Origin of the sequence: Sedimentibacter sp. LTW-03 (genome assembly GCF_052059825.1) — a bacterium.
GTDB lineage: Bacteria > Bacillota > Clostridia > Tissierellales > Sedimentibacteraceae > Sedimentibacter.
The window spans coordinates 1895729-1922061 of the sequence record NZ_CP197180.1 but is presented as its reverse complement, the minus strand read 5'-3'; the positions used below and the strand labels follow the sequence as shown (position 1 = coordinate 1922061).

The 26333-nt window shown below is 35.6% G+C and carries 27 protein-coding genes and 1 pseudogene; 22 read left to right on the top strand and 6 right to left on the bottom strand.

The annotated features are described in order from the left end of the window. Positions 1-7: 7 nt before the first annotated feature. From ACS3UD_RS09565 to ACS3UD_RS09545, 5 genes are all read left to right on the top strand, one after another. Entirely contained in the window at positions 8-799 is a 792-nt protein-coding gene (locus ACS3UD_RS09565) for an electron transfer flavoprotein subunit beta/FixA family protein (protein ID WP_308139829.1), read from the top strand. Between the two features lie 18 nt (positions 800-817). Next, complete coding sequence (locus ACS3UD_RS09560) at positions 818-1411, top strand: flavodoxin family protein (protein ID WP_308139830.1); 594 nt, start codon at positions 818-820, stop codon at positions 1409-1411. 12 nt (positions 1412-1423) lie between these two features. After that, on the top strand, positions 1424-2509 hold the full coding sequence (locus ACS3UD_RS09555; protein WP_308139831.1) for a DVU_1551 family NTP transferase: 1086 nt from the start codon (positions 1424-1426) through the stop codon (positions 2507-2509). A 170-nt stretch (positions 2510-2679) separates the two neighbouring features. Next, the gene (locus ACS3UD_RS09550) at positions 2680-3006 is read left to right on the top strand and encodes a PadR family transcriptional regulator (protein ID WP_308139832.1); all 327 of its coding nucleotides are present in this window, start codon (positions 2680-2682) and stop codon (positions 3004-3006) included. Continuing rightward, positions 2999-4387 carry a DUF2812 domain-containing protein gene (locus tag ACS3UD_RS09545; protein WP_308139833.1) on the top strand — a complete coding sequence of 463 codons (1389 nt, stop codon included), beginning with the start codon at positions 2999-3001 and terminating at the stop codon, positions 4385-4387. Before ACS3UD_RS09550 ends, ACS3UD_RS09545 begins: the two co-directional genes overlap by 8 nt. A 215-nt stretch (positions 4388-4602) precedes the next feature. Here the strand turns inward: ACS3UD_RS09545 and ACS3UD_RS09540 are convergent, their stop codons facing one another. Beyond that, complete coding sequence (locus ACS3UD_RS09540) at positions 4603-4848, bottom strand: DUF6809 family protein (RefSeq protein WP_440977617.1); 246 nt, start codon at positions 4846-4848, stop codon at positions 4603-4605. A 262-nt stretch (positions 4849-5110) separates the two neighbouring features. Here ACS3UD_RS09540 and ACS3UD_RS09535 point away from each other — a divergent pair, with 262 nt between their 5' ends. Next, positions 5111-6265 (top strand): hypothetical protein, encoded by a 1155-nt coding sequence (locus ACS3UD_RS09535; RefSeq protein WP_308139835.1) that lies wholly within the window; start codon positions 5111-5113, stop codon positions 6263-6265. A gap of 369 nt (positions 6266-6634) precedes the next feature. On the opposite strand, the gene ACS3UD_RS09530 is transcribed toward ACS3UD_RS09535, so the two are convergent. The 4 genes from ACS3UD_RS09530 to ACS3UD_RS09515 form a co-directional block, all read right to left on the bottom strand. Continuing rightward, on the bottom strand, positions 6635-8608 hold the full coding sequence (locus ACS3UD_RS09530) for a flavocytochrome c (RefSeq protein ID WP_308139836.1): 1974 nt from the start codon (positions 8606-8608) through the stop codon (positions 6635-6637). Between the two features lie 89 nt (positions 8609-8697). After that, entirely contained in the window at positions 8698-9513 is an 816-nt protein-coding gene (locus tag ACS3UD_RS09525) for a MerR family transcriptional regulator (protein WP_308139837.1), read from the bottom strand. A 330-nt stretch (positions 9514-9843) separates the two neighbouring features. Beyond that, complete coding sequence (locus tag ACS3UD_RS09520) at positions 9844-10398, bottom strand: DNA-3-methyladenine glycosylase I (protein WP_308139838.1); 555 nt, start codon at positions 10396-10398, stop codon at positions 9844-9846. A gap of 21 nt (positions 10399-10419) precedes the next feature. Further along, positions 10420-10998: a DUF1836 domain-containing protein gene (locus tag ACS3UD_RS09515; RefSeq protein ID WP_308139839.1), complete on the bottom strand. Its 579-nt coding sequence runs from the start codon at positions 10996-10998 to the stop codon at positions 10420-10422. 146 nt (positions 10999-11144) lie between these two features. Between ACS3UD_RS09515 and trhA the strand changes: the two genes are divergently transcribed. The 11 genes from trhA (at position 11145) to ACS3UD_RS09460 (ending at position 21574) form a co-directional block, all read left to right on the top strand. Further along, positions 11145-11792 (top strand): PAQR family membrane homeostasis protein TrhA, encoded by a 648-nt coding sequence (gene trhA / locus ACS3UD_RS09510; protein WP_308139840.1) that lies wholly within the window; start codon positions 11145-11147, stop codon positions 11790-11792. Between the two features lie 269 nt (positions 11793-12061). Continuing rightward, positions 12062-12436 carry a PH domain-containing protein gene (locus ACS3UD_RS09505; protein ID WP_308139841.1) on the top strand — a complete coding sequence of 125 codons (375 nt, stop codon included), beginning with the start codon at positions 12062-12064 and terminating at the stop codon, positions 12434-12436. A 121-nt stretch (positions 12437-12557) separates the two neighbouring features. After that, positions 12558-12869, top strand: a complete 312-nt coding sequence (locus ACS3UD_RS09500) for a PadR family transcriptional regulator (RefSeq protein WP_308139842.1) — start codon at positions 12558-12560, stop codon at positions 12867-12869. After that, positions 12866-14020, top strand: a complete 1155-nt coding sequence (locus tag ACS3UD_RS09495; protein ID WP_308139843.1) for a DUF2812 domain-containing protein — start codon at positions 12866-12868, stop codon at positions 14018-14020. The genes ACS3UD_RS09500 and ACS3UD_RS09495 overlap by 4 nt, the downstream gene beginning before the upstream one ends. A gap of 218 nt (positions 14021-14238) precedes the next feature. Continuing rightward, positions 14239-14916 carry a thermonuclease family protein gene (locus tag ACS3UD_RS09490; RefSeq protein WP_308139844.1) on the top strand — a complete coding sequence of 226 codons (678 nt, stop codon included), beginning with the start codon at positions 14239-14241 and terminating at the stop codon, positions 14914-14916. A gap of 283 nt (positions 14917-15199) precedes the next feature. Continuing rightward, the gene (locus ACS3UD_RS09485; RefSeq protein ID WP_308139845.1) at positions 15200-16858 is read left to right on the top strand and encodes an ABC transporter substrate-binding protein; all 1659 of its coding nucleotides are present in this window, start codon (positions 15200-15202) and stop codon (positions 16856-16858) included. Continuing rightward, a complete protein-coding gene (locus ACS3UD_RS09480; protein WP_308139846.1) occupies positions 16858-17814 on the top strand; it encodes an ABC transporter permease in 957 nt (318 codons plus the stop codon). Before ACS3UD_RS09485 ends, ACS3UD_RS09480 begins: the two co-directional genes overlap by 1 nt. Positions 17815-17819: 5 nt before the next feature. Further along, entirely contained in the window at positions 17820-18611 is a 792-nt protein-coding gene (locus tag ACS3UD_RS09475; RefSeq protein ID WP_308139847.1) for an ABC transporter permease, read from the top strand. Positions 18612-18621: 10 nt separating this feature from the next. Then, positions 18622-19248 (top strand): ATP-binding cassette domain-containing protein, encoded by a 627-nt coding sequence (locus ACS3UD_RS09470; protein ID WP_308139848.1) that lies wholly within the window; start codon positions 18622-18624, stop codon positions 19246-19248. Beyond that, positions 19245-20006 (top strand): ABC transporter ATP-binding protein, encoded by a 762-nt coding sequence (locus ACS3UD_RS09465; RefSeq protein ID WP_308139849.1) that lies wholly within the window; start codon positions 19245-19247, stop codon positions 20004-20006. Before ACS3UD_RS09470 ends, ACS3UD_RS09465 begins: the two co-directional genes overlap by 4 nt. Before the next feature lie 11 nt (positions 20007-20017). Further along, positions 20018-21574: an aldehyde ferredoxin oxidoreductase N-terminal domain-containing protein gene (locus ACS3UD_RS09460; RefSeq protein ID WP_308139850.1), complete on the top strand. Its 1557-nt coding sequence runs from the start codon at positions 20018-20020 to the stop codon at positions 21572-21574. 30 nt (positions 21575-21604) lie between these two features. Here ACS3UD_RS09460 and ACS3UD_RS09455 read toward each other — a convergent pair whose 3' ends face one another. Continuing rightward, on the bottom strand, positions 21605-22366 hold the full coding sequence (locus tag ACS3UD_RS09455; protein WP_308139851.1) for an alpha/beta hydrolase family protein: 762 nt from the start codon (positions 22364-22366) through the stop codon (positions 21605-21607). Between the two features lie 171 nt (positions 22367-22537). Here ACS3UD_RS09455 and ACS3UD_RS09450 point away from each other — a divergent pair, with 171 nt between their 5' ends. The 5 genes and pseudogenes from ACS3UD_RS09450 (at position 22538) to ACS3UD_RS09430 (ending at position 26331) form a co-directional block, all read left to right on the top strand. Continuing rightward, on the top strand, positions 22538-23131 hold the full coding sequence (locus tag ACS3UD_RS09450; protein ID WP_308139852.1) for a TetR/AcrR family transcriptional regulator: 594 nt from the start codon (positions 22538-22540) through the stop codon (positions 23129-23131). 13 nt (positions 23132-23144) lie between these two features. Further along, a complete protein-coding gene (locus tag ACS3UD_RS09445) occupies positions 23145-23528 on the top strand; it encodes an FMN-binding protein (RefSeq protein WP_308139853.1) in 384 nt (127 codons plus the stop codon). 10 nt (positions 23529-23538) lie between these two features. Continuing rightward, positions 23539-24021, top strand: a complete 483-nt coding sequence (locus tag ACS3UD_RS09440) for a flavodoxin domain-containing protein (RefSeq protein ID WP_308139854.1) — start codon at positions 23539-23541, stop codon at positions 24019-24021. A gap of 297 nt (positions 24022-24318) precedes the next feature. Beyond that, positions 24319-25359 (top strand): annotated as a pseudogene (locus ACS3UD_RS09435) (S66 family peptidase). 126 nt (positions 25360-25485) lie between these two features. After that, on the top strand, positions 25486-26331 hold the full coding sequence (locus ACS3UD_RS09430) for a fumarate hydratase (protein ID WP_213925346.1): 846 nt from the start codon (positions 25486-25488) through the stop codon (positions 26329-26331). Positions 26332-26333: the final 2 nt, after the last annotated feature.

Genomic DNA, 26333 nt, shown 5'->3' with positions numbered 1-26333 from the left:
ATAAAACATGTCTTTAAAAATTATTGTATGTGTTAAACAGGTTCCGGATATTGAACATATTAAAAAATTTACCGAGGAACTAATATCAGATAAGACTGATTATATTTTAAATAAAACTGATGCTAAGGCATTGGAATTAGCCCTTAAAATAAAAGACGAATATGGTGATGCGCATATCACAGTCATAACAGCCGATTGCTCGAATGCAAAGCCAATATTGCTTGAATGTCTGGCACTTGGAGCAGATGATGCTATACATATATGTGATGATAAACTGAATGATTTAGATACTCTTGCCATGTCAAAAGTTCTTGCATCAGCCATAGATAAAACAGGGAGGTACGACATTGTAATAACAGGGTGTCAAGCGCCGGGAGGAGAAACTGGACATATAGGTCCACAGGTCGCTGAAAATCTAAATTTACCGCAGATAACCAATGCTGTCGATATAAAGCTCAGCTCTGATATGGAAGAAATTACTGCAGTAAAACCCTGCGAAGATAAAAATATGATTGTCAAGGTAAAAATACCTTGCATGATTACAGTATCAAGTGATGCAAATAAACCGAGAGATATGACAATTCAGGGAATAATTGAGGCGGAAAACAAGCATATATCCTTATGGAATTTGGAAGAATCGGGAATAGACGAGGGAAAATCCGGCAGCGGTATGTCAGCTGCAAAGCAGGTTAAAACATTTTTACCATTACACAGAAAGAAAGGTATTAAGATAATTACTGAAACAGATATTGAAGCGGCAAAGCTTTTATTTAAGGAAATAAAAAAAATACATATATAAAAATAATAGGAGGAAACCGTGAAGTATTGCATATTAATGGGAAGCCCAAGAAAAAACGGAAATACAGCATCACTTTTAAATGTTTTTGTGAATGCGCTTGAGAAAGCAGGTTCAGATGTATCCTGCATATGGCTTTATGATAAGAATATAAAGCCATGTATCGGCTGCAAGAACTGTCAAAACAATTGGGATGGATTCGGGTGTGTATTAGAAGATGACATGCAGGACATATTTGACCAGGTTTATGAAAGTGATTTCTTAATTTTGGCTACGCCTATATATTCATGGTACTGCACATCTCCGATGAAAGCATCTCTTGACCGGCTGGCATACGGTATGAACAAGTACTATGGCGAAAAAAAAGGGCCTTCATTGTGGAAAGGCAAAAGGTGCGCGATTATAGCTACATGCGGATACAGACCGGAAAAAGGAGCAGATGTTTTTGAAGAAGGAATTATACGTTATTGTAAGCACTCATCGTTAATATATTCCGGAATGTTAAGTGCAAGGGATAAAGGAGATCAGAGCTCGTTTATGAGCAGGCAAACAGCAGAAAAAACTGAAAAATTTGCTGAAAGCCTATTAAATATGCGTCTTGACGCAAATAATTAATCGAGGTCCTATATGAAAACGAAAATAATAGGAGCGGTAATAGTAGCTGGAGGATTATCCTCAAGAATGAAGGACTTTAAACCGCTGCTTAAAATAGATAAGAAAACTATGATTGAAACCACTGCAAGTAATTTTATTAAAGCCGGTGTTGGCAAGATAGTTGTAGTTACCGGTCACAGGTCACAGGACATTGAGAACCAGCTTGCGGGCTATAATATAAAATGCATAAAAAATGAAAATTACCGGACGACACATATGTTTGATTCGGTTTGTATTGGACTAAAAGAGCTGGGACAGGACACAGATATGGTATTTGTGACTCCGTCGGACAGCCCATTTGTTCAGCAATTCACTTTAAAAAAAATGATTGATGAAGTAGATTTAAAAAACATAAAAGCAGCTCAGCCTTCGTATGAAGGAACGGACGGTCACCCAGTTCTGTTGAGCGCACAGGGAGTGAAGGAAGTTTTAGGCTACAACGGAGTTAACGGCATGCAGGGAGCCCTGAATAACATGGCAGAAGGCTTTTTGAATATACCGTTTGTTGATCCGGGAATAACTCTTGATGCAGATACACCTACGGACTATTTTAAGCTTTTGGAGTTCGGCTCAAACATTCATATTCCGCCTACATTTTTGTGCCTTGAAATGTATGAATATTTCAATGTGCCGCAGGATGTAAGAGAGCACTCTGTAAGAGTTGCCATGGAAGCGATAAATATTTGCGAAATATTGGACAAGAAAGGAATACGGCTCAATCGCAGACTTGTTGTATCAGCATCACTGCTTCATGACATAGCTAAAGGGCATCCTCGTCATTCCAGCTTAGGTGCAAAGTGGCTTTTAGAAATGGGATATGAAGAAATATCAACTATTGTACGCAATCATGCAAACCTTGAGTATATTTCAGAAATTCCTACAGAAATGGAAGTAGTATATCTTGCTGATAAAATGGTAAAAGGAACAGAAGTTGTTTCTATTAAAGAAAGGTTTAAAGAAAAAGAAGAACTTTATAAAAATGATAAAGATATTTTAAAAAATATAGAAAGAAGAGAAGCTTGTGCAATGAAGCTTTTTAATGAAGTATTTAGTGCGTAACTATATGGCATATTAATATTAGTTGCATATGTGATGTAGATGTAGGACAAGCAAATTTTATATACGATAGCAGACTTGATATAGTCTGCTATTTAATTCTTGACAATATCGATAATCGATGTTATTCTACAAACATAAAATATCGATTATCGATGTTAAGAGGTGAGTAGATGGCTCGAGAAAAATATCAAACCTTAACAGAGCAAATGTTTTATATTCTTATTTGTCTAACACAAGAGAGCTGCGGTGTTGATATTATGAAAAAGGTAAAAGATCTTACAAATGAGAGGGTTATCATTGGCCCAGGAACTTTATACAGCTTATTGGACAACTTTGTTAAAGAAAAAATCATTATTGAAACTAAAATAGAAAATCGAAAAAAAAGCTATGTCATAACAAATTTAGGTAGAGAAATGATTGAAAAGGAATATATAAGATTGAAAAAATTAGAAAGAGATTATGAAATGCTGGTAAAAGAGGTGAGCAACAATGAATGACAAAATTAAAAAATTAATGAATTTTAGGTTTGACCGTTATGAAGAGATGGAAATCAAATTAGAGAAACTGGCTGCAAAAGGTATTTTTTTGGAGGAATGCGGATCTTTTTTTTGGACATTTAGAAAAGGAACACCGCAAAGATTAAAATATACGGTCACATATTTTCCTGAAGGCTCTGTTTTTAATCCCGGCATAACCGATAACCAGCAAACATATTTCGATTATGCAAAGGCTGCCGGTTGGAATTTTGTAACTCAATTTAACCAAATGCAAATATTTTGCAGTGAAAATGATAATCCGATACCATTTGAAACAGATGAAAAAGAGAAATTCAAGAATATCAAAAGATGTATGAAAAAGAGTTTTCTTCCATCTATGGTTATTTCAATTTTAGTGTTTATATTAAATTTGGTTGTACAGTTCAATTCATTTCAACTAAATCCTATTGATTTTTTATCAGACTACACTCGTATCTTTCCTGTTTTTATGTTCTTAGCAGTTATTATTTATGAAGCATATTCCCTGCTTAATTACCTCATGTGGTGCAAACGCTCGGAGAAGTCTATTGCCAATGGCGGTGGGTGTGACAAAAGAAGAAACATAGTTCATAGAATCGTCGATGTACTTTTTATGAGTTTTATCTTCGGAAGCTTGGGCTACTTTCTGTTTTACCTTGCTTATGAAACAAGTTTGTTCGGTCTATTTTTAGCTATTGCACAAATGCCAATTTTGATGATTATATTTTGGTCATCAATTAAATATCTAAAGAAGAAAAAAGCATCTGCTAAGTTAAATAAAGTAATCTCAATTGTGGTGCTTACAATTGCTAATTTTTCCTATCTTGCGCTTATTATGGTGCTTATTATGAAATTTGGATTTAGTATGGATGATGGCTCGGCTTATCGAACTGTTGCTTGGTCCATGGGTTCAGCATATAGCCACGAGTACAAGTTATACAGCGACACCATTCCTCTCACCTGTGAGGATTTATACGGCCCAATTGATTATGACTATTATTCATATAAGGAAGAGATAGATAATACTTTTTTTCTTTCAAAAAGTGCTTATGAGCAAGATTCTCTGCCGGCAAAAGATGCCCCACCAGAAATAGAATATGAGATTTTAGAGCCTAAGTTTGATTTCGTCTACAAGCTTGCAAAAGAGCACCTGCTTAAAATACCAGAATGGCGAGACAATACAAGCTTTGAGTCCATTGATAACAAAATTTTTGGCACAGTAGAAGCTTACCAATTCTATTATGAGTATACTCCTACAGGTGAGTATATATTGCTTTTTTTAGATAAAATTATTGTATTGAACATGGAAGAATCGCCAACTCCAGAACAGATTTCAATTATTGTAGAAAAATTAAACTTTTAGCTTAACTTAAATAATCCTTATAGATCAGAAAAAACCCCAGACACTTTAGCCACGGTGTCGTATGGTACAACTCAAAAATCAATAGTTTCTTGCATTGAGGCAGACAGTTTTTCGTGAACTGTCTGCCTTTTGCTGTTCTTAGGCTATTTTCAGTTTCTCCGCTAATGCTGAGGTGTCTGTCAAATCCATCAGACCAATCTCACGATATACGATTTTTACTTTCTGTGGGATGGTGCGAAAATATCGTTCTTCCTTTTCGGATACAATGATTTTGCTGATGACATGATTTCATCAAGCATTTTCTTTTCTTCTTCATTCAGTCGCTTATCCAACTCCTCGACTAAATTAAAAAGTTTCAGCTGTGCCATCCTGTAATCACTACCTTGCACAATCTTTTTTTCGGCTGGGCGAATGTTTCCGTGGTACAGTTCACTGAGTATTTTTTCTTTTTGCATTTTCATCACCTCCTCAAGCACAACACAATACCACAAGCTGTTGTCAATAGCTATTCAGCATTGTTCACAATTTGAGAGTTGAAGCCATCACTTTAATATGGTAAACTTATTTTATATATCTACCGAAGAAAATTTTTGTGAAATGGTAGTGGTCGAAAAAATACCCAGTGGGTAAATTTTATATTTTGCGTATATTACAGTTGCTAATACTGCCTAGTTGCCCACCCATTTGAAAAAGTGAAATGAATTGAGTAAGGAGGATTCACTTATGAATAGAAAACTCATCATTACCCCTATCAGTGTCTATGACCCCGTTGCCTCCACTCAGTGGCTTACCGCTTTGGCAAAGGAGGGTTGGTACCCCCAGTGGATTGGCGATAATCTCTCCTTGCTCCGACGCGGAACCCCAGAAAATAAGCGGTATTTCTTAGTACCCAGAGAAACGCCAAAAGCCGAACCTCCCACCTTGGAGGGAGGCACTTATTTTGGAAAGATTTCTCACTCCGCCTATATTTATGAGCAAACCCTAGAGAGTGAAACATTTAATTTTAAAGAAGAATGGGAGCGTTGCCACGTTGAATGGCGCAAATCTGCGAAACGTCGACTCTGTGGGGCCATCTGTACGCCCTTTGCTTTGATTGTACTTGGGTTGGCACTTTCTTATCTACTTCCCGCTAGCAAATTTGATGTACAGCCAGACCCACACATGAAATTCCTAGCCCTTTTATTTGTGTTGAGTTCTCCGTTTCTGGTGATGGTTTCTGTCTTGGGCGCAGTTAGCAATCTCTCTTTTTTGCGAGATTGCAAACAAAAAAACAATCGAAAACTCCAGCATGGTGTGTTGTTAGGCGTTTTGAGCCTATTTTACCTATCTGGAATTTGGCATTTTTCCACCTACAAGGACACACCGCTCACAGAGTTTAACAAGCCTTATATCGCTCTTTCTCAAATAGAAACCGTTTCTGTAGCACCGTGGGAACAGGTCTTTGATGGACACGCTTTCCGTGATGAGGTGGATCGGGTGGAATCTATTCCCTCCATTTTCTGTTGGCAAGGCTATACTGTCATTCAAGATGGCTATACCACTGAAGCTACAGGCGATGAGATGGGCTTTTCGCCAAAAGGTGCACCCTATCATTATTCGCCAAACCTAGATATGGCTTATTTCCATCTCACAGTCCCTGCACTTGCCTCCACAGTGGCAAAGATTCAGCTGGCAGAGTACCGCCTAGTAAATCTCCAATGGGAATATTGGGAGGTGGACTATGATGGATTGGATTTTGTCATCGTGGGAGAAGCAGATGACAGTGTCTATCAACTCTTAGCTCTGGGGAAGGGTGGTCGTGTGGCGGTGTTCCGCTATGGTGGACTAGAAAATTTGCAAGAGAACATTCCATTGCTTGCTACTATGGTATTGGAATAAAAGCAAGCAAATATAATAAGATATCACGCAAATGAGCATTCGCTTGATATGAGCCTTTTGGCTCTTACTAAAGCTAATCTTGATTACCACGAAAGTATGGGCAAACCTTGCTACTAAGCTTGGTTTGCCCTCTTTCTATTTTCACCGTCCTTATGCCAGAGCATTCTTGCATGCTGTCAAATCATAGTAAGAACTGAGCCCAGTATCAATATATAAAAATATTTAAATAGCCTGTGGGTTTTGTACTCCACAGGCTATTTTCTCGTATTCAGTTTGCGTTTCTTAGTTTTTCCTTGTGACACAGTGGCTTTCGTGTGGTATATAATTATGTTAAGAAAATCCAAAGGTATTACAATTTAGACAATTATGTTATTTGCCGGCTGCTGCATTTTCACCTGCTATTCTTCCGAATACCATGATATCAGCAAGGGCGTTGCCTCCGAGACGATTACCGGCATGTATACCTCCTGTAACCTCTCCTGCTGCATAAAAGCCTGGTATGACATTACCGTTAGCATCAAGAACCTGTGCATCAGGATTTATCTCTAATCCGCCCATAGTGTGGTGCAATGACGGTGAACGCGGTGTTGCATAGAACGGAGCAACCTCAATTTTACCGCCGAAATTTGCTTTTCCGAAATCAGTGTCTGACTGAATATCTACGTAAGAATTATATTTTTCTATTTCTTCTACAAATACATCTGCAGGTACACCCATTTGCTCTGCAAGTTCTTCAAGAGAATCAGCTCTGTATATGCTTTCTGATGCAACAAGATCATCTATTACATCACCCCAGCCGTTTTTGTCTCCGGGTTGAGGATCTCCGGCAGTAATCTGGTCGCAGATAATGTAGAATAAAGCATCTGTCTGCTCAAGTGCAGCACTTGCCAAGACATCACGTTCGGCATATTCATTGACAAATCTCTTTCCTTCCTTATTTACAAATACCTGAGATTCCGCACTTCCCCATACTCCGCCTGAAAGAGCTCCAGTTTCTGGGTGTGAGCTTGGCATTAATTGTGCAAATCCCATACCTACAAGATTTGCTCCAACGCTTTTTCCCATTACAATACCATCGCCTGTTGCATTAGCAGTGTTAGTACTTTTCATATTTTCAGGAATTGTCGGCCAATAAGTGTTATATTCTGCAACCATTTTAGCGTTTGCTGCAAAGCCTCCTGTTGACATAATAACTCCCTTTGTTGCGTTAAGTATAACAGGTGTTCCGTCAGCTTGAGTTGCTTTTACTCCAACAACTCGACCATCCTTTACAATAAGTTCATCTGCTTTTGTTTCAAGCATTATTTCAGCTCCATTTTCAACTGCAGAATCAGCAAGTGGAGTAATAAATCCTGATCCAACATTTGCATTCAAAGAATGTGTACGAGGCCACATAGCACCAAGTACTGTAAAAATGCTATCTCTTATTTCAAGATTATCGTCGTGGCTTACAGCCCATTTTAATGCAGGCAATGAATTGTTTGCCAATGTTTTTGCCAAGTCTAAATTGCTGTGTATTTCAACACCGTTTTTATCTGTTCTGTGTCCGCCTACATATGTATGATAGATATGAAGTTCGGGAGAATCAAAAAGTTTTGTAGTGTCTCCTGATTCAAAATATTCATTTATTTGTGATTTTAGTGTAAGAATTGTATCCTTGTACTCACCAAATTCATTTTCATCAACTTTTAAAATAGCTTTGAGGTCATTAGATAAAGCGTCATTCATTTCAACATTTGATTGCAATTCAGGATCTACAGCATTGTATCCTCCGCCAGCACGAATAGTGTTTCCACCTAATGATGCTCCTTTTTCAACCAATATTACCGAAGCTCCATTTTCGGAAGCTGAAGCCGCTGCTGCAACACCTGCACCGCCTCCTCCAATAACTACAACATCTGCGGTTTTTTCAATTGTTTCTTTGACAGTCTTTGCAACCTCTTTATTTTTCAGGGCTTCAACATCTCCACCTGCTTGTACTATGCAGTCTTCAACAGCTGCTAAAAGTCCCTTGCTGGAGTTTGTTGCCCCTGTAATCATATCAACCTTAAGGGTCTGTCCCTCAACGATCTGTTTTGGTAATTTTTCAAAAACCGGTTTTGCAATATCGGGAGTTTCTTGATTTTCCCCGACAGTTATAGATAATATTTCGGTATCACTGAAAGTTACGGTTACAGGTATATCACCGAAATTTCCCTTAGCAGAAGCAGTGTATTCTCCTGCTTTGTATGCTGGTGAATCCGAAGAAATTGGTTTTTCTGATTCAACATAATTTGCTGCACATGATGCTAAGCTGAAAACCATCATAATGCATAAAAATAAACTGATAATTTTTTTTGACATTTTTCTCCTCCAAAATAATGTTTATTTATTAACAAATATTATTTTAAGGTATGGTGCGACACCAATGTCAATAGCAGTAGAGCATAATTTTATTTAGTATTAATTGGCAGAAATACACCGTGGTAATTATATTTGTCTCCATTAACAATATCGGAAGCTAAGTATATCAGAAAGCTGTCACCTGAAAGCTCGAGATTATTTTCACTTAGATATCTCTTGACGGGATTGAAATGGCAATGATCCATTGGTTCAAGATCCGGTTTTTTTATAACTGTAAAAATATAATCTGATGCTTTTGCAACTACGGTATTTTTGCTTAATTTCAATCCTAATTCTTTGGCAGATTTAACATCTGTTGTTAGAGCCATTTCAATTTTAAAAGGTTCTGAATCACTTCTCATTATTTTACTATTTATCCAGCGCGTATAAAACGTTACTGGAAGTAAATTAATCCACTGCTTTACTTCTGCAGTGGTTTCCTCATTCAGCGAAAGTATCCCGTTATCAGAATGTACTATCCTTACAAGATTAGGAAATCTGACAGTGGTATAGCAATTAATTTTATCAGGTATGTATTTAAAGCACTCTATGAACATATTCAGCCTATTCAGTTTTGCATGTTCAAATTCTAAATGTTTTTCAACACAATGTGCTTGCTTTACAAATTGTGCAGAAAGCTCGCATGAAGGCATATCGCCTATCATTTCTGAGGCCTGTGAAAGAGAAAATCCTAAGCTGCTGTAGAATTTGCAGGTAGACACACCCCTTACATCATAATCGTTAAAATAGCGATAATTATTGATTTTATTCTTTTTAGGAACAATTATTTTTTTTCTCTCATATTGGCGTATTGTGTCAACAGTCAGTCCTTGCATTTTAGCAAAACTGCTTATAGTATAGTGCATATAAATTCTCCCAGTATGTTAATATAGTATACTGATTATAGCAGAATTAAGTATTAATTACAATTCATGGAGATTTTAAAGTGCTTGGAAGTCTCAGGCTAATTATTAGGAATTGAAACTCGATCAAATGGCGCGCACAGTCATAAGTTGAACGATTGATGATCCCTACAAGGAATTAAACCTTAAGTTGTTTGCATGAAAAATAATACCAACAGATTGTAAAGCTTAAAATATTTTACAGTCTGTTGGTATTTTTAGAAAGTATTCTGCTAAGCAATAACTTAATAAAGTTCTAGAATATTAAAAAACTGACTTATTAGCATTAATTTGTTAGCTATTGAATCTGAAGCAGCTTGACAAATGATCATTTATTAATCCCGTAGCTTGGAGATGAGCATACATTATTGTCGAACCCAGGAATTTAAATCCCCTTTTCTTTAAGTCTTTGCTTACCTTGTCAGAAAGCTCTGATTTAGCAGGAACTTCTGAAATGTCATTCCAATTATTTAAAATGGGAGTATTGTTTACAAAGCTCCATATATATTTGTCGAAACTTCCAAATTCTTTTTGAATTTCAATAAATCGTTCGGCATTGTTTATCGAAGCTTCAATTTTTTTTAGATTTCTTATTATGCCTGCATTTTGCATAAGCTTTTTAACTTTATTTTCATCGTACTGTGAGACCTTGTTAACATCAAAATTATCATATGCTTTTCTGTAATTTTCTCGTTTTTTAAGGACGGTTAGCCAGCTTAGACCTGCTTGTGCTGATTCTAAAACAAGAAACTCAAAATGTTTTTTATCATCGTGTACAGGCACTCCCCATTCTTCGTCATGATATTTGATATACAAATCATTATTGCCGCACCAAGGACATCTGTTCATAAAATTACCCTCAATTAATATTTATTTTGAATTAGTGTTTCTATCGTTTGATAAATGTTTTGTAAGCTTTTCAATTATTGACTTGTAAGTATTGGCACGTGACGATAGTAGCATAATAAAGAGAAATATAATTTCATCTTCATCAAAATCCCGGAAGTCCTCATATATGTTTTTTGCCAATTCTTCAAGATCTTTTTCCAGTTTTGACACTTCATTTTGCTCAGATAATAAGAAAGCTTTATATAAATTATTAATGCTATCGTTGTTAAAATGGTCTTTTTCGTATTGATTCATTATGTTCTTTACATCTTCAAGAGATAATATTTGTTTTAAATAAAATATGTAAATTAAGGAGATAATATGCTCAGGGAAATATTTCTTGTTTTCAGGCTTAGGAATAAGCTCATTTTTGACATAATTATTTATCATTGATTTAGTCAAGATTTTATCTTTTGAATTTTGTTTGTAATGTTCCAGGTTTTCATTCATAAATGAAAGCACTTGATCCATATATAAATTAATATTGGGAATTTTTGAACTTTCAATTTGATTTAAGAACTGGCTACTGTTTAAAAAGTCTAATAGTTCTTCTAATTGCATATTCTACTCCTCATGCATGTATATAGTAATATATAATATTATATGTTATTGAAAAATTTTTTTCAAGTAACCATTGACATTTATCAAGGAGAGGAATATCATAACTATATAACATAGTTTTAAAAACTATATAGGAGGTATCTATTATGAACGCTGATAAAAAAGAATTAACAAGCGCATTTACGCACTTAGGAGGTGCAATATTTGCAGTTGTTGGAACGATCTTGTTATTAATTAATTCTAAAAATTCCAATAATGCTGCAACGTTAGCTGCCTTCCTCATATTTGGCATAAGCATGATTTTATTGTATTCCACAAGTACGATTTATCATTTAATTGATAAGTCAAAGCAAAAAGCAAAGTTAGTAATGAGAAAGCTTGATCACATTATGATATTTGTATTTGTTGCCGGAAGCTATACGCCCATTTGCCTGCTTGTTTTGAACAATAGCATCGGTTACAAACTATTGACACTGGTTTGGTCCATAACACTGGTCGGTACTTTTATTAAGCTCTTCTGGATTACAGCTCCAAACTGGGTTAGTTCTGTTTTATACATATCAATGGGCTGGCTGGCTGTATTGGTTTTATCGCCTCTTGTAAGCATGATGCCTTCAGGTGGAATGTATTGGCTGTTTTTAGGCGGTATATTTTATACAATAGGCGGTGTAATATATGGGATGAGAAGACCAAATATTAATAAAAGCTATTTTGGGTTTCATGAGTTGTTTCACATATTTGTTCTGGCAGGTTCCCTGTGCCATTATGTACTGATGTATTTCTACATAGGGTAAGTAGTGATTGGAAATTGAATATTTCTTGCCATATGTAATCATATCCAGACACCTAGCGAGGTGTCTTTTTCATTTCGGTGGCGAAAAAGGTAGACGCTTACGGTTGGCGGTGGTTAATACCGGTGTGCAAATTCCCACCTGCAATTAATTATGTATGCAGATTGATTATAACTGTATGAGGTATGTGGTGAAAGCGGGTACATCAAAAAAGGTTGTTAAAATACTTCTTTTGGTATATAATTTGAATAATTTCAAGAGGAGGTTTAATAATGGGACTATTTAATGGAGTACTAGGTAATGCTTCTGAATATAATGCAGAAAAAGCTCAAGAGGAATACGGGCATTTGTTGTCAAGCAATGAGGTAATTAATAAGGCGTACAAGCTAATTAGGGATATGTTTATATTTACTAACAAAAGGTTGATACTTATAGACGTGCAAGGGCTGACAGGCAAGAAAATAGAATACAAATCAGTTCCATACAGCAAGATTACAAGTTTCAGTGTTGAAACGGCAGGTCATTTAGATCTAGATGCAGAGCTGAAGATATGGGTATCGGGGTTACCTCAGCCAATCCAGAAGCAGTTCAATAAGACATTGAACATATATGAGGTTCAGGCAGAATTGGCAGAACATGTAAATTAAATTATTAATCAACGTAGCATCCTTCAAGGGTGCTTTTTTGTTGACACCTAAAAACAAAAACAGTATAATATCATCATGCAATATCGAGATACGATATTGAAGATGCGAACGGAGGAACTCTATGAAAAATAAAGTACGAGGGCCGCTGACAGAATCCATGTTTTATGTGCTGATGGCCTTTTTAAAGAAGGATATGTGTGGCATTGATATTACGGAATATGTGAAACAGCGAACCTGTGGCCGCGTACAACTTGGCCCTGGCACGCTGTATACGATACTGGCAAAATTTCAGGAGGATGGACTAATTGAGGAGGTCGCTGTGGATGGCCGCAAGCGAACTTACCATCTGACGGATAAGGGCAGGGAGACCTATATGGAGGAGTTGGAACGCATACAGAAGTGTTTACGAGATGGGGAGGAGGCGTTGCTATGAATATTAAAAAAAGCTGTTGGAAGTTGACACAGGTCAATGGATATGATATTTCTGCCATCGAGCGCTATTTAGAGAGAATGGCGTCGCAAGGGCTTCTTTTTTCCATGACCGCCGGCCCATTCACTTTATTTTGCCACGAGGAACCCAAAGTACTCCAGTTCCATCTTGAGCCGATGCTCAGTAAAACTGAAGAAGACACTGAGCTGAATGCGCTTTATGAGGACGCTGGATGGCAGTATCTCGGTATGTTTAGGAAGAATTACTTTGTCTTCGTAACGGAGAACTTGAAGGCGGAAGCCCACACCGACCTCGAAGCGTTAGACTATGCGCTAAAGCGTTTTTCCAAACAAAAGTACCTCAGCGGGCTTGGTCTGCTGGTACTCAATTTTTTCCTGCTCTCACTATATCATGGTGGTTGGCCAGGCAGTATTGGATGGGTCTATATGAAATATTTTCCGGTGGAAACTATCAGCAAATATCCGGTGCTGCCATTATTGTTGTCTGTAATGGGCCTTGTTCTGCTGAACCTTTCTTATTTGCTGGGGCTTCTATGCTTGCACCGTTGTCGCGCAGGAAAAAGTGTAAGCAGAATATCCCGTTCCGGTTGGTTCATGATTTTGGGCATCATCATTCTAATTCCTGTGGTGCTGAATACCTTTCAGCTGTTCTTCGGTCTGGGTTATCGGCCGTTTGACTTAGCTGACTCCAATTTTGTCACGCTAAGCGAAATCGAAGGACCAGAATTTCGCCTCACAGGCGACAACATGAATAACATGGACTACATATCCCACGGAGGCACCATGCTCGATCCAGAAAGCTGGTATTTTCGGCAATATGGATCCTACTCTCATTTCGACGGTGGGATTGATATCAACGATGTGCCACACCTGATTTTGTCCATTACTCGCTATCCTGTGGATATTCTGGCACAGAAACGCGTGCAGGAGTGGTGTGCTTATAGAGTGATGGAGGAGAAATATCAAGATTTGCCGCCTGTCGGTGGTTTGGAAGAGATATATCTGTTGAAGGATGGTGAAATAAGCTACCTTGTTTTACGCCGAGGTGGAACCGTTTTGCGTGCGGACTATCAAGGAGATAAAGACCTGAGTGAATTTCTCGAACGCTTTGCACAGATGCTGAAAGACTTATAAAGACAAAGGATGCTCTCAAGATGGGCAGAAAATGAGATGTGCCATGAAAACTGTTTACAAGATACTTCCCGTGTCTATCTTTGATATTCTCGGTCTGGAACAGTGGCTGGAGCACATCAAAATATAGTCTTTGCTATTTAATACCATGAACTATTGCTGTTGAGAAATTTTGCATAATAAAGTACGATATGTTTATTATGCTATGGAGGATGCTGAAAATGAAGAAAGTTCTACAGTATGTAGGTTTAATACTAATTGTATATATGATAATTGTTAATGCGAGAGCTTATTTTGTTGGCGAAAGTCTGGAAACGAACTCTGATTCTAACAAATATAAAGTTATTAGAGTTGTTGACGGTGATACCTTTGAAATAAATTTTGATGGAAAGAAAGAGAAGGTTCGTCTCATTGGTGTTGATACACCTGAAAGCGTTCATCCTGACGCTAATAGAAATGTTGAGGAAGGAAAATTGACATCTGAATATACAAAAAAATATTTGGAAGGTAAAGAAGTTACTTTAGAATTTGATGTCCAAGAGCGTGACAAATATGGCCGTTTGCTTGCGTATGTGTGGTTAAATGGTGAAATGTACAATAAGCATTTACTCAACATTGGGTATGCACAGGTGGCTACGTATCCACCGAACGTACGGTATGTTGATGAGTTTACAGCATTGCAGGAAGTTGCCCGAGACAATAAAGTTGGACTATGGGAAGCTACAGCAAATGAAGAACCAAATTTAGCCGAATATATAGGCAATACAAACAGTAAGAAATTTCACCGCCCAGATTGCAGTTCAGTCGAAAAAATGAGCAAAAACAATAAGATTATATTTAACAGCAGAACTGAAGCAATTGATCAGGGATATGGGCCTTGCGGAATCTGTAAGCCGTAGGCGTAAGATATTAGACGTATATAGTATTAAAATCAAAGTACATCTGGTACACATAATTTAATTATTCCCACCGAATATCTTAGCAAATAGACTGAAATATTCGGTTTTTTATATGGCTTAGGAATTTAATTTATGCGGTTTAGTTAACGCATATAGAGTATATTGTTTTAGGATATAAGTTTATTTTTAGATTTGTTTGATTAACATAAAAAAGATTCATTTCATTTAAGTTGTTTATATCAGTATAATAAATATGGTATAAAATTAACAATTTGGAGGAGTCATGAAAAAATTATTATCAATTGTTTTAGTTATTTTTATGGTGCTTAGTTTTGCTTCTTGCTCTAATAAACAGTCTGAAAACGTTGATGCGAAAAAAGCAGAAGAGCCGGCAAATGTTGAAGAAGTTAACGAAACACCAAGAGAAGAAAGAGTATTAAGGATGGATGGGAGCAACTTAGGGTACCCTTCTATATATACGTCATCGCCTAAGGGAAGAGGATATTTGTTAGTAAGTTTTACATTTGATACTTTGGTTTGGAAGGATGAGACAGGCACTATTCCATTGCTTGCAAAGGAATGGAAAGTTTCAGATGATAACAAAACATATACGTTTTACTTAAATGATAATGTAAAATTTACAGATGGACAACCTTTAAATGCAGAAGATGTTAAGTTTTCATTTGATTACTTAAAAGAGCATCCATACCAGTGGGTGACTGTAGATCCTGTAGAAACGGTAACAGTTATTGATGAGACTACGGTTGAAATTGTTTTAAAAGATATATTTGTTCCGTTTTTAACAGATGTGGCAGGAAATGTTCCGATTATGCCAAAGCATATTTGGGAGAATGTAGACGAACCTGAAAAGTTTAATACAACAGAAGCCGTTGTTGGCTCAGGGCCATTAATTCTTGAAAGTTATGACAAAGAATCCGGGATTTATATATTTAATGCAAATAAGGATTACTTTCTTGGAGAAGTTCAAATCGATAAGCTGATAATGTCATCTATTGAAAATACTAAGGAAGCTTTGATGGCGGATGAAATAGATGTAGCGGCTAATATAAAATATGGCGAAGCAATGAAACTTAAAGAAGAAAACAGCAAGTATAAAGTAATAGAAGGACCTGGATTGTGGGTTGGAAGAATGTATTTTAACTTTGGTGTTGAAGAATTAAACATAAAAGAAGTAAGACAGGCTATGTATTATGCAATTAACAGAGATGAATTGGTTGAAAAAGCCCGTAAAGGAGCAGCTGACCCTGGAAACCCAGGTCATATACATCCAACATCAGAATGGTATTCATCAGATGTTAAGGAGTATGATTATGATGTGAATGAAGCTAAAGCATTGTTAGAATCTGTGAACATAACGGACTCAAATGATGATGGAATTGTAGAATATAATGGGAATGAATTAGTTTATGAATTTATTGTCCCTGAAGAGTATGTACCTGTTGCAGAACTATTGAAAAAGTATTTTGAAGATATTGGCATAAGCATTGAAGTTAAGGCAATGGATCAAAATTCTGTGGCTTCATTAATAAAAGAAGGTAAATTTACCCTTGCATTTAATGGACATGGTTCGTTTGGCGGAGATCCTGTATTGTTAAAGGGGTTTGTATCTGAAGAGACTCAAGCTTCTACTCCACAGGTAACAACACAGGGAGGTCAGAGCTGGTACAACAAGGAATTCAATGAAACATTTAATCAACAGCTGGTTGAGCTTGATAAGAACGCCAGATATGAATCAGTAGCAAAGCTTCAAAAAATAATTGCTGAAGAATTGCCGACACTTACACTTTATTATAATAAAACATGCAGTGCTTATAATCTGGAAGTGTTTGACGGTTGGTTCTATACTAAGGATGGAGTTGCTTTAGCAGTTCCCACAATACATAATAAGTTAGCTTTTGTAAGGGGACAGTGGAATAAATAATGAGATTTAAGATATTTGCTAAGTATTCTGCTTATATTTTCTTAATATTATTCATTAGCTTTATACTCCCGAGGATAATTCCCGGGAGTCCTTTATCATATGCTCAGTATGATACCTACATTTTAAATCAGTCATTGCCGGAAGAAACTTTCAATGCATTTAAGGAATATTATGCACCGGACAAAACTATTTATGAACAATTTATTCTTTATTTAAATCATTTGAGCAGCTTTGATTTAGGTTATTCTTTTTATTATCGAATGCCGGTTATAAGTTTAGTAAAGGGCAGATTACCATGGACATTGCTATTGTCATTTTCATCATTAATTATTTCAGCAATAACAGGGATAGCCCTGGGAATAAAAACATCATTAACGGGGAAATCAGGCAAGCTGAAAATGATGCTTATGATAGGTATTCAATCAATGCCTTCATTTTTAGTTGCAGTCCTTATACAAGGCATAGTTGGCTACAGACTTAGGATTTTTCCTGCGTGGGGTGCATATACACCGGGAATAGAATTCTTTACCCCTGAATTTTACAAAGATATTTTGTTGCACTTTATTTTGCCGTTTTGTACGTTAATAATCTGCGAAATACCAGGTATATACATTTTGGCATATAACAGCACTCAAAAAATAAAGAAGGAAAACTACGTAACATTTGCAAATTACTTAAATATTGATGAAAAACAAATTCGATCTAAGTTTATATCGAAAAATATTATTCCTGAATTATTGGGGAAAATTAATGTCCAATTCATTTATGCAATTACCGGTTCAATTTTTATTGAAGCTATTTTTTCATATCCGGGTATAGGATTGTTATTAAAAACAGCCACTTCCAGCAGAGATTATCCTTTAATGCAAGGAATATTAATAATAACATGTTTGTATGGCTTAGCTATAAACTTGATATTTGAAATAATTCTTAAAAATAACACGGAGAAATACTAAGGCCTATGACAGCGAAATTAACATCAACTAAAAAAGTATGTATGATAATATTAATTTTATATTTAATTATAGCAATGGCAAGTAATTTTATAATGCCTTATGAGACGGATGATTTTAGCCATGATGCGCTATTAAGACCATCGAAAAGTCATTTGCTCGGCACTGATGAAATGGGGCGCGATATATTTTCTATGCTGATAAACGGATTTAAATCAACAATATTTATTTCATTGATGTCGGGGCTTTTAAGTACATTAATTGGTATAATCTTGGCTTTTATGTCATGCTTATATAAAGGAAAAATAGATGGTGTAATTTTTCACTTATCTAATTTGTTTCTCATAGTTCCGGAAATAATAATAATAATGTTTTTTGCAGTTTTTTCTAAACCCGATATGCTCAATACAATACTTTCAATAGTATTTTTTTCCTGGTCAAAGGTTTATAAAATAGTGCGGTCAAAATTAATGGGCTACATGGAAAAGAATAAGGTTAAGTACACAATGCTTATTAAGGGTAATGTTGTGGATTTATTTAAGAAATTATATTTTGATTTATATCCGGTTGCGGTCACATGCTTTATATTGCAATGCAATAAGGCTGTTATGTACGAAACTACTTTATCTTTTTTTGGAATAGGTGATCCATTATCTAAAACATGGGGCAAGCTGATAAAAGCGGCGATAAATTATGAAAATTTATTCTATGATGATGCTATATTATGGTATCTGATTCCTGCTATACTGTGCGTTTTTGTTTATGTGCTGTCACTTTCGCTGTTGACTTTTGAAGAATAGAGGAATATTGATGTTAGAACTAAAGGATTATAGTATTGCTTATAATGGCAACAAAGTTATTACATATAAAAATATAGAAATTAGAGATAAGGAATTTGTAGGTTTAAGCGGAAACAGCGGCTGTGGCAAGACCTCCTTGCTGGATTCATTGTTTGGAATAGGGTTTGCCGGTAAAATATCCTATGCAAAGGCTGAATTGTTTCATAAGGATTTAAAAAGCATCGGAGAGGAAAAATATAATTATTTAAGCTATTGCCCTCAGTTCTGCCAAGATGCATTAAACCCTAAAATAACTTTAAAGAATCACATACAGCTGGTATTAAGCAGCAATAATATTCGCTATGAAGAAGATGAAATACATAGAATGCTGGAAGATCTTTCATTAGAAAGGAGTTTACTAAAATATTATCCTTATATGATGAGCGGAGGGCAAAAGCAAAGATCTGCAATAATACTTTGCCTGTTAAAAAAGCCAAAGCTGCTGGTGTTAGATGAGCCTTCTTCGGCACTGGATTTAATTACTACAAAGATAATAACTGAATTTTTGAATAAAATCAGAAGTCAAACTTCAATTTTAATGGTTTCGCACAATTATGATTTCCTGATGAAGCTCTGCGACAGAGTAATAAAACTATGAGAAGTGATAAAATGCTTAAGGTTATAAATTTAAATAAAAAATATGTAAACAAACAAGTTTTAAATAATATCAGCATGAATTTTTCCTTTGGCGAAAGTACTGCGATAATAGGAGAAAGCGGCAGCGGAAAAACTACACTGGCAAAGATTATTACAGGATTAGAAAAGCAAGATAGCGGACAGATTCTGTTAAACAATAAAGAACTTAAAGAATTAAAGCATAGACCATTTAGCCAATGTGCAAAAATTCAATATATATTTCAGGATCCGTACAGTGCTTTAGAAAGCAATTATACAATATTAAAAACACTAAAAGAAACAACGGCTATTTGCAAAAGAAATAAATATGAGCATATATCCATAGAAGAAGCTCTCACGTACGTAGATAAAAATCTGTTAAATTATTTGGATGATAAGGTTGAAGTACTCAGCGGAGGCCAAAGACAAAAGCTTTGTATAGCTCGTTCTTTGATTACAAATCCGGATATTATAATAGCCGATGAATGCACATCAATGCTGGACGAAAAAAGCAGTGAAGAAATATATGAGCTGCTCAACAAAATTAAAGAAGATAAGAAAATTATTTTAATTTCCATATTGCACGAAATAGACTTCTATAAGGGATATTGGGACAAAATTGCAGTAATTAAGGATGGAAATCTATTAGAGAATAAAGAATTTAATGGCTTTTATGAAACAGCCGAAAATGAATACAGTTTGAGGTTGATAGAAGCTTATAAATATTTCAAAAACAAATAAAGGAGCTAAATATGAGTAGAATCTGCTATGTAGACTTAACCGATAAAAGTATTTCTTACGAAGAGTATAACATCAATGAAATAAAACACCATGGAAGAGGGCTTGCTGCATATTTGACCAATAAACATACCGCGCCTTTAACAGACAGATTTGATGATGACAATGTAATAGTGTTTACTGTAGGGCTGTTTACCGGAACAACAGCTCCAAGTTCCGGAAGAATAACCTTGGCAACACGCAAAGGTAAGGGACTAGGTCTGCAAGTAATGAATATGACAGGAGATTTTCCACAAAAACTTGCTTCAGCCGGTATTGAGTGTCTGGTCATTAAAGGAAAGGCGAAAGATAATAACACAGTAATTTATATAGAAAAGGATAAGGTAGAAATAAGAAATATCAATGCTGATGAAAGCTATGTTTCAAATATAATATCTAAAATAAAATCTAGCTTCGGAAATGACTGTGCCATTATAGGTACAGGCCCTGCAGCAGATGTTATGATGCCTATATCTACACTGTTTGGTACATACCCTGAAGGCTATCCTCAGTATTATTGTTCCAGAAATGGATTTGGAGACATTTGGGGCAGCAAAAATTTAAAGGCTGTGGTGATTAATAATGATAAATATTTTGAAAACAAATGTTTTGACAAACATAAATTTTCAATAGAAAGTAAAAAATTATCCAGGATAATAATTGATAATCCAATTTGCGGCCAGGCTTTGCCGGGAAATGGTTCAATAACATTAATCAAATTATTAAAGAATAAGAATAATATACCCGAAGTTAAAGAAAGTGCTGCTTCATCTGGGGTAAAAACAAACAAATCAAGCTACAAAAAAATAAATAAGACCTGCTCGCCCCTGTGTGTGGTTGGATGCCTGAACAGACATTGCAGGAATAATGAAGAAGCATTTTCTGCTCCTGCTGAGAGCGAAGTGAGTGCGGCTTTACAGCACTGTTATGATATGGAGGATATTTCATTTGCTAAAAAAATAAACACTAAAGCTTTTGAATTAGGGATAGATTCAACAGAATTTGTATTCAGTACTAACATATATTTTAAAGCAACTAATATGAAGCCCTCGAAAAGCGAGATATACAATTTATTGCATGAAATTGAAGAGAACTCAATTCTTGGGAAAATAATAGGCTCTAAGACAATTGGTATATATAATCTATATAAAGAAAATCCGGCTCTAAAGTTATTGGTAACTAAGCCGGTAATAAGTGAGGAAAAGAAGTTTAATATTTCTGTTGATAAATTTTTCGAGGAATTTAAGGATGTGGATGATTTAGAATTGATGTACAGACAAATATTTTTGCTTGAAAATATGGGGTTCTGTATTTTTACATCCTTTGCATTAATTAATAACAAGGAGGCATTAAACATAATAGCTGACATGTTTTATTACAAAACAGGAATAAAGAAGACAGCGGTTGAAATGCTCAATTATTCCGGTGAATGCATTACCCGGGAAATTGAAAACGAAAGAAACAATGCAATGCAATCAATACAGAAAAATATCCCCGAATTTACTAAAGTGCTGTATAGGTATTTCAGCTAAACAGGCCTAAACACTTAGCGCTTTTATGTATTACAAATATTTATCGAACCATGAACCTGCTTCTTCCATCATGTTTGTGGTTACAAAATGATTTAGATTATGATATTCGATAAAATTCAACTTTTCTTTGTCATTATATAGAGGAAGAGCTTTTTTATAGAATTCTTTTTGCGTTTCTACGAAAACGATGGTGTCACTATCTCCGTGCAATAAAAGCATTGGTCTATCTTTAATATTATCTATATTATTTAAAGGGTCGAGAGCATCTATTTTTTCTTGCTCTTTGGCTCCGATGTGCCAATCTTTGCTTTTAAAGCGTTCAAGAAACATTTCGTTGTAATAATTCCAGCTGCATGAGCCATTAAGAATAACAGCAGCTTTTATGTTCTTATTTTTTGAAAATATTCCTGCTGACGTAAAGCCGCCCATTGAATTTCCTATTAATCCTATTCTGTCAGGATCGGCTTCAAAATTCTTTATTGCTTCATCGATTATAATGTCAAATTCCTCAAGATTTTTTAGTATAACATTCCAAAAATAATTTATTGCATTAGGTGCATTATTATAATCTATTGGATTTCGTGTTCCATGGTAAATGGAACATGGGATTATAACCTGATATCCAAGGCTGCATAGAATAAACCCTCTAAACTTTTGTTTTTCTGCATCTGAACTCCAGCCATGATAAAACAATACTGTGGGATGCTTCTTTAATCCGTCTTTTGGAGTGAGCAGTATGACGGGTATATCTTTTATAAATGTATTTCTCTCAATTATATTATTAAACTTCATTAAGTCATTCACCTCTTTCTATCTTACTATACATAAAATTTGGGAAAATTGCTACCATGGATTTAAAAATATTATAAAGCATACAGAAAAACAATTGACAAACGGTTATAATAATGATAATCTTTTATTGAACAGTGTTCGAAAATATAACGCTGTTCAAAAGGAGCTAGAATGTATACAAGAAGAGAAAGAGAAATTGAGGCAATGAAGGAATTAATAATTTCAACTGCCAAAGATATTATTGCGGAAGAAGGCTTTGACAAGCTTTCAATTCGTAAGATTGCGGGGAAAATAGAATATTCACCGTCAATTATATACCACTATTTTAAAGATAAAGATGAAATATTGAACAATGTTATGAAAAGCGGCTATACGAAAATAGTCAATGCTGTTTCTAAAACGTATAATGAAAATTTAACTCCCATAGAAAAGTTGAAAAAAATGATGAAAAATTACATAGAAGAAGCATTGAAAATGTCCGATGAATTTTTAGCAGCACATATGGATCAATCTTCGCAGGTTACCAAGCACACATCCTATATGTATAGGGGAGCTTCAAAAGAAAAGAATGCACTGATGGTTCTTTGCAAAAGCTTAAAGGAAGTTCATGATATAGATGATGAACAAGCGGAGTTAAAAGCACAAGTTATTGTGTCTTCTGCCATTGGACTGATTTGCAAATTAATAATTGAAAAGGATATAGATGATAACCAAAAACAGAGACTGATAGATTGCTTTATAGAAGATGTTGTAATTAAAATTTAGAGGGGAGAAGCAAATGAAGGCATTCAAAATCTTAGGATTTACAATTCTTTTGATTGTTATTGTCGGTATGGCAGGTGTTTTTTATTTAAGCCGCGGTTTGGAGGAAGTGCTGAATGTAAGCATTAATTCTGTGGATTTGTCTGAAGCAGAGGACGGAGTTTATAAAGGAAGTTTTGATTTCGGAAGATGGTGCAATGAATTGAATGTAACTGTAGAAAATCGCAAAATTACAAAAATAGAGATAGAAGAAGATGTAAAATTTGCAAATGAAGAAGTAAGCAGACTGCTGTTTCAAAGGGTCATCGAAAAACAAAATACAACCGTTGATACAGTGTCTGGAGGAACGGTAACCAGCAAAGCATATCTAAAATCCATAGAGGATGCATTAAATAAATAATGGAGGGAATATGAATACTTTAATAGCTTATGCAACAAAGTACGGCTGTGCACAAAAATGTGCATTGGAATTATCAAATGAGCTGAAAGGCAAAATTGAAATCGTAAATTTAAAAGAAAAAACCAGTGTTGATCTTTCAAAATTTGACAGAGTCATAATAGGAGGCTCCGTCTACATGGGAAGAATCCAAAAAGAAGTAACAGATTTTATTAACAGGAATCTTGATGTACTGTTGAGCAAAGAAACAGGATTATTTATCTGTGGTATGCAAGAAGGTGATATGCTTGAAAAGGAAATAAAAGAAAACTTTCCTTCTGAGCTCATTAACAAATCAAAAACAGTAAAGCATTTCGGTGGAGAATTTATTTTTAATAAAATGAACTTTATGGAGAAAGTAATCGTTAAGAAGGTTTCCAAGATAACCTCCGATAAGTCAGACATACAGCATAGTAATATTAAAAAGTTTGCGGAGGGTTTTAACAGCCAATATTAGAAATGGCATATATATAAAAACACATAATTAAAAGAGAAATTTAACAAAAGAATATACGGTGCACAAATGAATATAGTTTTAAGGAAGCTCGCTTTTTAGCGGGCTTTTTTTTGTATGCTTACAATAGTATTTCAGATTGAAATATGCTGTGCTATAAAGTATAATACAGAAAATGGCAGCAATTAACAGAATTTTTGTCAAGTAGGGTTTACCAAAATAATAAAATGGAGAAAATTAATAACAAGGATTGTGCAAAACATAATTGGTTTATAAATAAACTGCAGGAGGTAAAGCAAAATGAGCTTAAGTTTAATCAAACCAAGGAAGCTTAATAAGGGCGATAAGGTAGCAACGTTGAGTCTCTCTTGGGGATGAGCAGGTGACGAGGAGACTTTATGGAGATACAATCAGGGAAAGGAACGGTTGGAGACTTTATTCGGATTGAAAGTTATTGAAATGCCGAACACTCTAAAAGGGTCAGAGTTTATATATAATAATCCTCAAAAGAGAGCAGAGGATTTGATGAACGCTTTTGCAGATGATTCAATTAAGGCAATATTTTCATGTATAGGCGGAAATGACAGTATACGAATGCTGCCATATATTGATTTTGAAATAATAAGAAGCAACCCAAAAATTTTCATGGGGTATTCTGATACTACCATAACTCATCTAATATGCCTGAAAGCAGGACTGTCATCTTTTTATGGAGCTTCCGTATTGAACGAATTTGCTGAAAATATTAATATGCATGATTACACCGTAAAATATATCAATAAAGTGTTATTCAGCAATGATAGAATCGGAGAAATTGAAAGCTCTGAGTATTGGACTAGTGAGTATTTGCCGTGGATTGAGGAAAACAGGTTTACTGCAAGAAAACTTAGCAGCAATACCGGCTATGAACTGCTTCAGGGCAGGGGTACAGTAAAAGGCAGGTTAATAGGAGGATGCATTGAAGTGCTGGAAATGGCTAAGCAGACATCTGTCTGGCCGGAAAATAACTTTTGGGATGATGCTATTTTGTTTATTGAAACATCAGAGGAAATGCCAGAGCCGAAATATATAGAATACTGGCTGAGGAACTACGCAGCTCAGGGTGTGCTAAGCAAGATTAAAGGTATTATATGGGGTAAGCCGTACGATAATAAATATTACGAAGAATACAAGGCGTCAATACAAAAGGTGCTGAATGAATCTGAGCTAAATGATCTTCCAGTGATGTACAACATGAACTTCGGGCATACTCAACCGATGATGGTACTCCCTTACGGAGCAATGGCCGAGATAGACTGCGATACGAAAAGTTTTTCCATACTTGAAAACAGTGTGGTTTAATTTTGGGATGTTAAAGAACCTGCGTTAGCATATTAGTAAGTATTTATATATTTCTCTCCTGTATTATTGACAATAAGTACAGGAGAGTTGTAATATTACAATATTATAACCGGAAGGAAGTGCAAGATGAGAGAAATCAATGTTGAAGAAATAACCAAACTGGTTGAAAGGCTGTGTATAGAATCAAATTATTATCTTCCGCAGGATGTTAAGAAGGCTTTAGAGCATGCGCTGGATAAGGAAGAGTCTCCGCTGGCAATGGATATTTTGAAGGATATATTGAAAAATCAGGAGATTGCAAGAACAAATAATGTTCCAATTTGTCAGGACACAGGACTTGCAGTAATTTTTTTGGAGCTTGGTCAGGAAGTAAGGCTGGTTGGTGGAGATTTAAGCGAGGCTATTGATGAAGGAGTAAGAAGAGGATACAAAAACGGCTTTTTAAGAAAGTCAGCCGTTAACGATCCTTTTATGGTAAGAAAAAATACAGGTGACAATACACCTGCAATAGTGCATACCAAAATAGTTCCAGGGGAAAAGGTTAAAATTATACTTGCGCCCAAGGGCGGCGGAAGTGAGAACATGAGTGCACTGGCAATGCTTAAGCCTTCAGACGGAGTAAAAGGAATTAAGAAATTCGTTATTGATTCTGTTGAAAAAGCTGGTTCAAATCCATGCCCTCCTATTATAGTGGGCATAGGAATAGGCGGAACGATAGAGAAGACTACATTAATTGCTAAGCAAGCTCTATTGAGAACCGTAGGCGAACACAATTCAAATCCTCAGGTGGCAAAATTGGAGGAAGAATTGCTTGAAGAAATCAACAATCTGGGTATTGGCCCGCAGGGGTTCGGTGGAAGAAGCACAGCACTTGCTGTACATATTGAAACGTTTCCTGCTCACATAGCCAGCATGCCTGTGGCTATTAACATTCAGTGTCATGTGGCAAGGCATCAAGAAGCGATTTTATAGGA

What these genes read in the sequence shown, in the direction of transcription:
- ACS3UD_RS09555 (WP_308139831.1), top strand. Translation starts at nt 1,424, where the DNA reads ATGAAAACGAAAATAATAGGAGCGGTAATAGTAGCTGGAGGATTATCC.
- ACS3UD_RS09525 (WP_308139837.1), bottom strand. Translation starts at nt 9,513, where the DNA reads ATGCACTATACTATAAGCAGTTTTGCTAAAATGCAAGGACTGACTGTT.
- ACS3UD_RS09480 (WP_308139846.1), top strand. Translation starts at nt 16,858, where the DNA reads ATGAGATTTAAGATATTTGCTAAGTATTCTGCTTATATTTTCTTAATA.
- ACS3UD_RS09545 (WP_308139833.1), top strand. Translation starts at nt 2,999, where the DNA reads ATGAATGACAAAATTAAAAAATTAATGAATTTTAGGTTTGACCGTTAT.
- ACS3UD_RS09520 (WP_308139838.1), bottom strand. Translation starts at nt 10,398, where the DNA reads ATGAACAGATGTCCTTGGTGCGGCAATAATGATTTGTATATCAAATAT.
- ACS3UD_RS09515 (WP_308139839.1), bottom strand. Translation starts at nt 10,998, where the DNA reads ATGCAATTAGAAGAACTATTAGACTTTTTAAACAGTAGCCAGTTCTTA.
- ACS3UD_RS09465 (WP_308139849.1), top strand. Translation starts at nt 19,245, where the DNA reads ATGAGAAGTGATAAAATGCTTAAGGTTATAAATTTAAATAAAAAATAT.
- ACS3UD_RS09460 (WP_308139850.1), top strand. Translation starts at nt 20,018, where the DNA reads ATGAGTAGAATCTGCTATGTAGACTTAACCGATAAAAGTATTTCTTAC.
- ACS3UD_RS09530 (WP_308139836.1), bottom strand. Translation starts at nt 8,608, where the DNA reads ATGTCAAAAAAAATTATCAGTTTATTTTTATGCATTATGATGGTTTTC.
- ACS3UD_RS09445 (WP_308139853.1), top strand. Translation starts at nt 23,145, where the DNA reads ATGAAGGCATTCAAAATCTTAGGATTTACAATTCTTTTGATTGTTATT.
- ACS3UD_RS09495 (WP_308139843.1), top strand. Translation starts at nt 12,866, where the DNA reads ATGAATATTAAAAAAAGCTGTTGGAAGTTGACACAGGTCAATGGATAT.
- ACS3UD_RS09475 (WP_308139847.1), top strand. Translation starts at nt 17,820, where the DNA reads ATGACAGCGAAATTAACATCAACTAAAAAAGTATGTATGATAATATTA.
- ACS3UD_RS09490 (WP_308139844.1), top strand. Translation starts at nt 14,239, where the DNA reads ATGAAGAAAGTTCTACAGTATGTAGGTTTAATACTAATTGTATATATG.
- ACS3UD_RS09430 (WP_213925346.1), top strand. Translation starts at nt 25,486, where the DNA reads ATGAGAGAAATCAATGTTGAAGAAATAACCAAACTGGTTGAAAGGCTG.
- ACS3UD_RS09485 (WP_308139845.1), top strand. Translation starts at nt 15,200, where the DNA reads ATGAAAAAATTATTATCAATTGTTTTAGTTATTTTTATGGTGCTTAGT.
- trhA (WP_308139840.1), top strand. Translation starts at nt 11,145, where the DNA reads ATGAACGCTGATAAAAAAGAATTAACAAGCGCATTTACGCACTTAGGA.
- ACS3UD_RS09540 (WP_440977617.1), bottom strand. Translation starts at nt 4,848, where the DNA reads ATGAAAATGCAAAAAGAAAAAATACTCAGTGAACTGTACCACGGAAAC.
- ACS3UD_RS09450 (WP_308139852.1), top strand. Translation starts at nt 22,538, where the DNA reads ATGTATACAAGAAGAGAAAGAGAAATTGAGGCAATGAAGGAATTAATA.
- ACS3UD_RS09440 (WP_308139854.1), top strand. Translation starts at nt 23,539, where the DNA reads ATGAATACTTTAATAGCTTATGCAACAAAGTACGGCTGTGCACAAAAA.
- ACS3UD_RS09500 (WP_308139842.1), top strand. Translation starts at nt 12,558, where the DNA reads ATGAAAAATAAAGTACGAGGGCCGCTGACAGAATCCATGTTTTATGTG.
- ACS3UD_RS09550 (WP_308139832.1), top strand. Translation starts at nt 2,680, where the DNA reads ATGGCTCGAGAAAAATATCAAACCTTAACAGAGCAAATGTTTTATATT.
- ACS3UD_RS09455 (WP_308139851.1), bottom strand. Translation starts at nt 22,366, where the DNA reads ATGAAGTTTAATAATATAATTGAGAGAAATACATTTATAAAAGATATA.
- ACS3UD_RS09535 (WP_308139835.1), top strand. Translation starts at nt 5,111, where the DNA reads ATGAATAGAAAACTCATCATTACCCCTATCAGTGTCTATGACCCCGTT.
- ACS3UD_RS09565 (WP_308139829.1), top strand. Translation starts at nt 8, where the DNA reads ATGTCTTTAAAAATTATTGTATGTGTTAAACAGGTTCCGGATATTGAA.
- ACS3UD_RS09505 (WP_308139841.1), top strand. Translation starts at nt 12,062, where the DNA reads ATGGGACTATTTAATGGAGTACTAGGTAATGCTTCTGAATATAATGCA.
- ACS3UD_RS09470 (WP_308139848.1), top strand. Translation starts at nt 18,622, where the DNA reads ATGTTAGAACTAAAGGATTATAGTATTGCTTATAATGGCAACAAAGTT.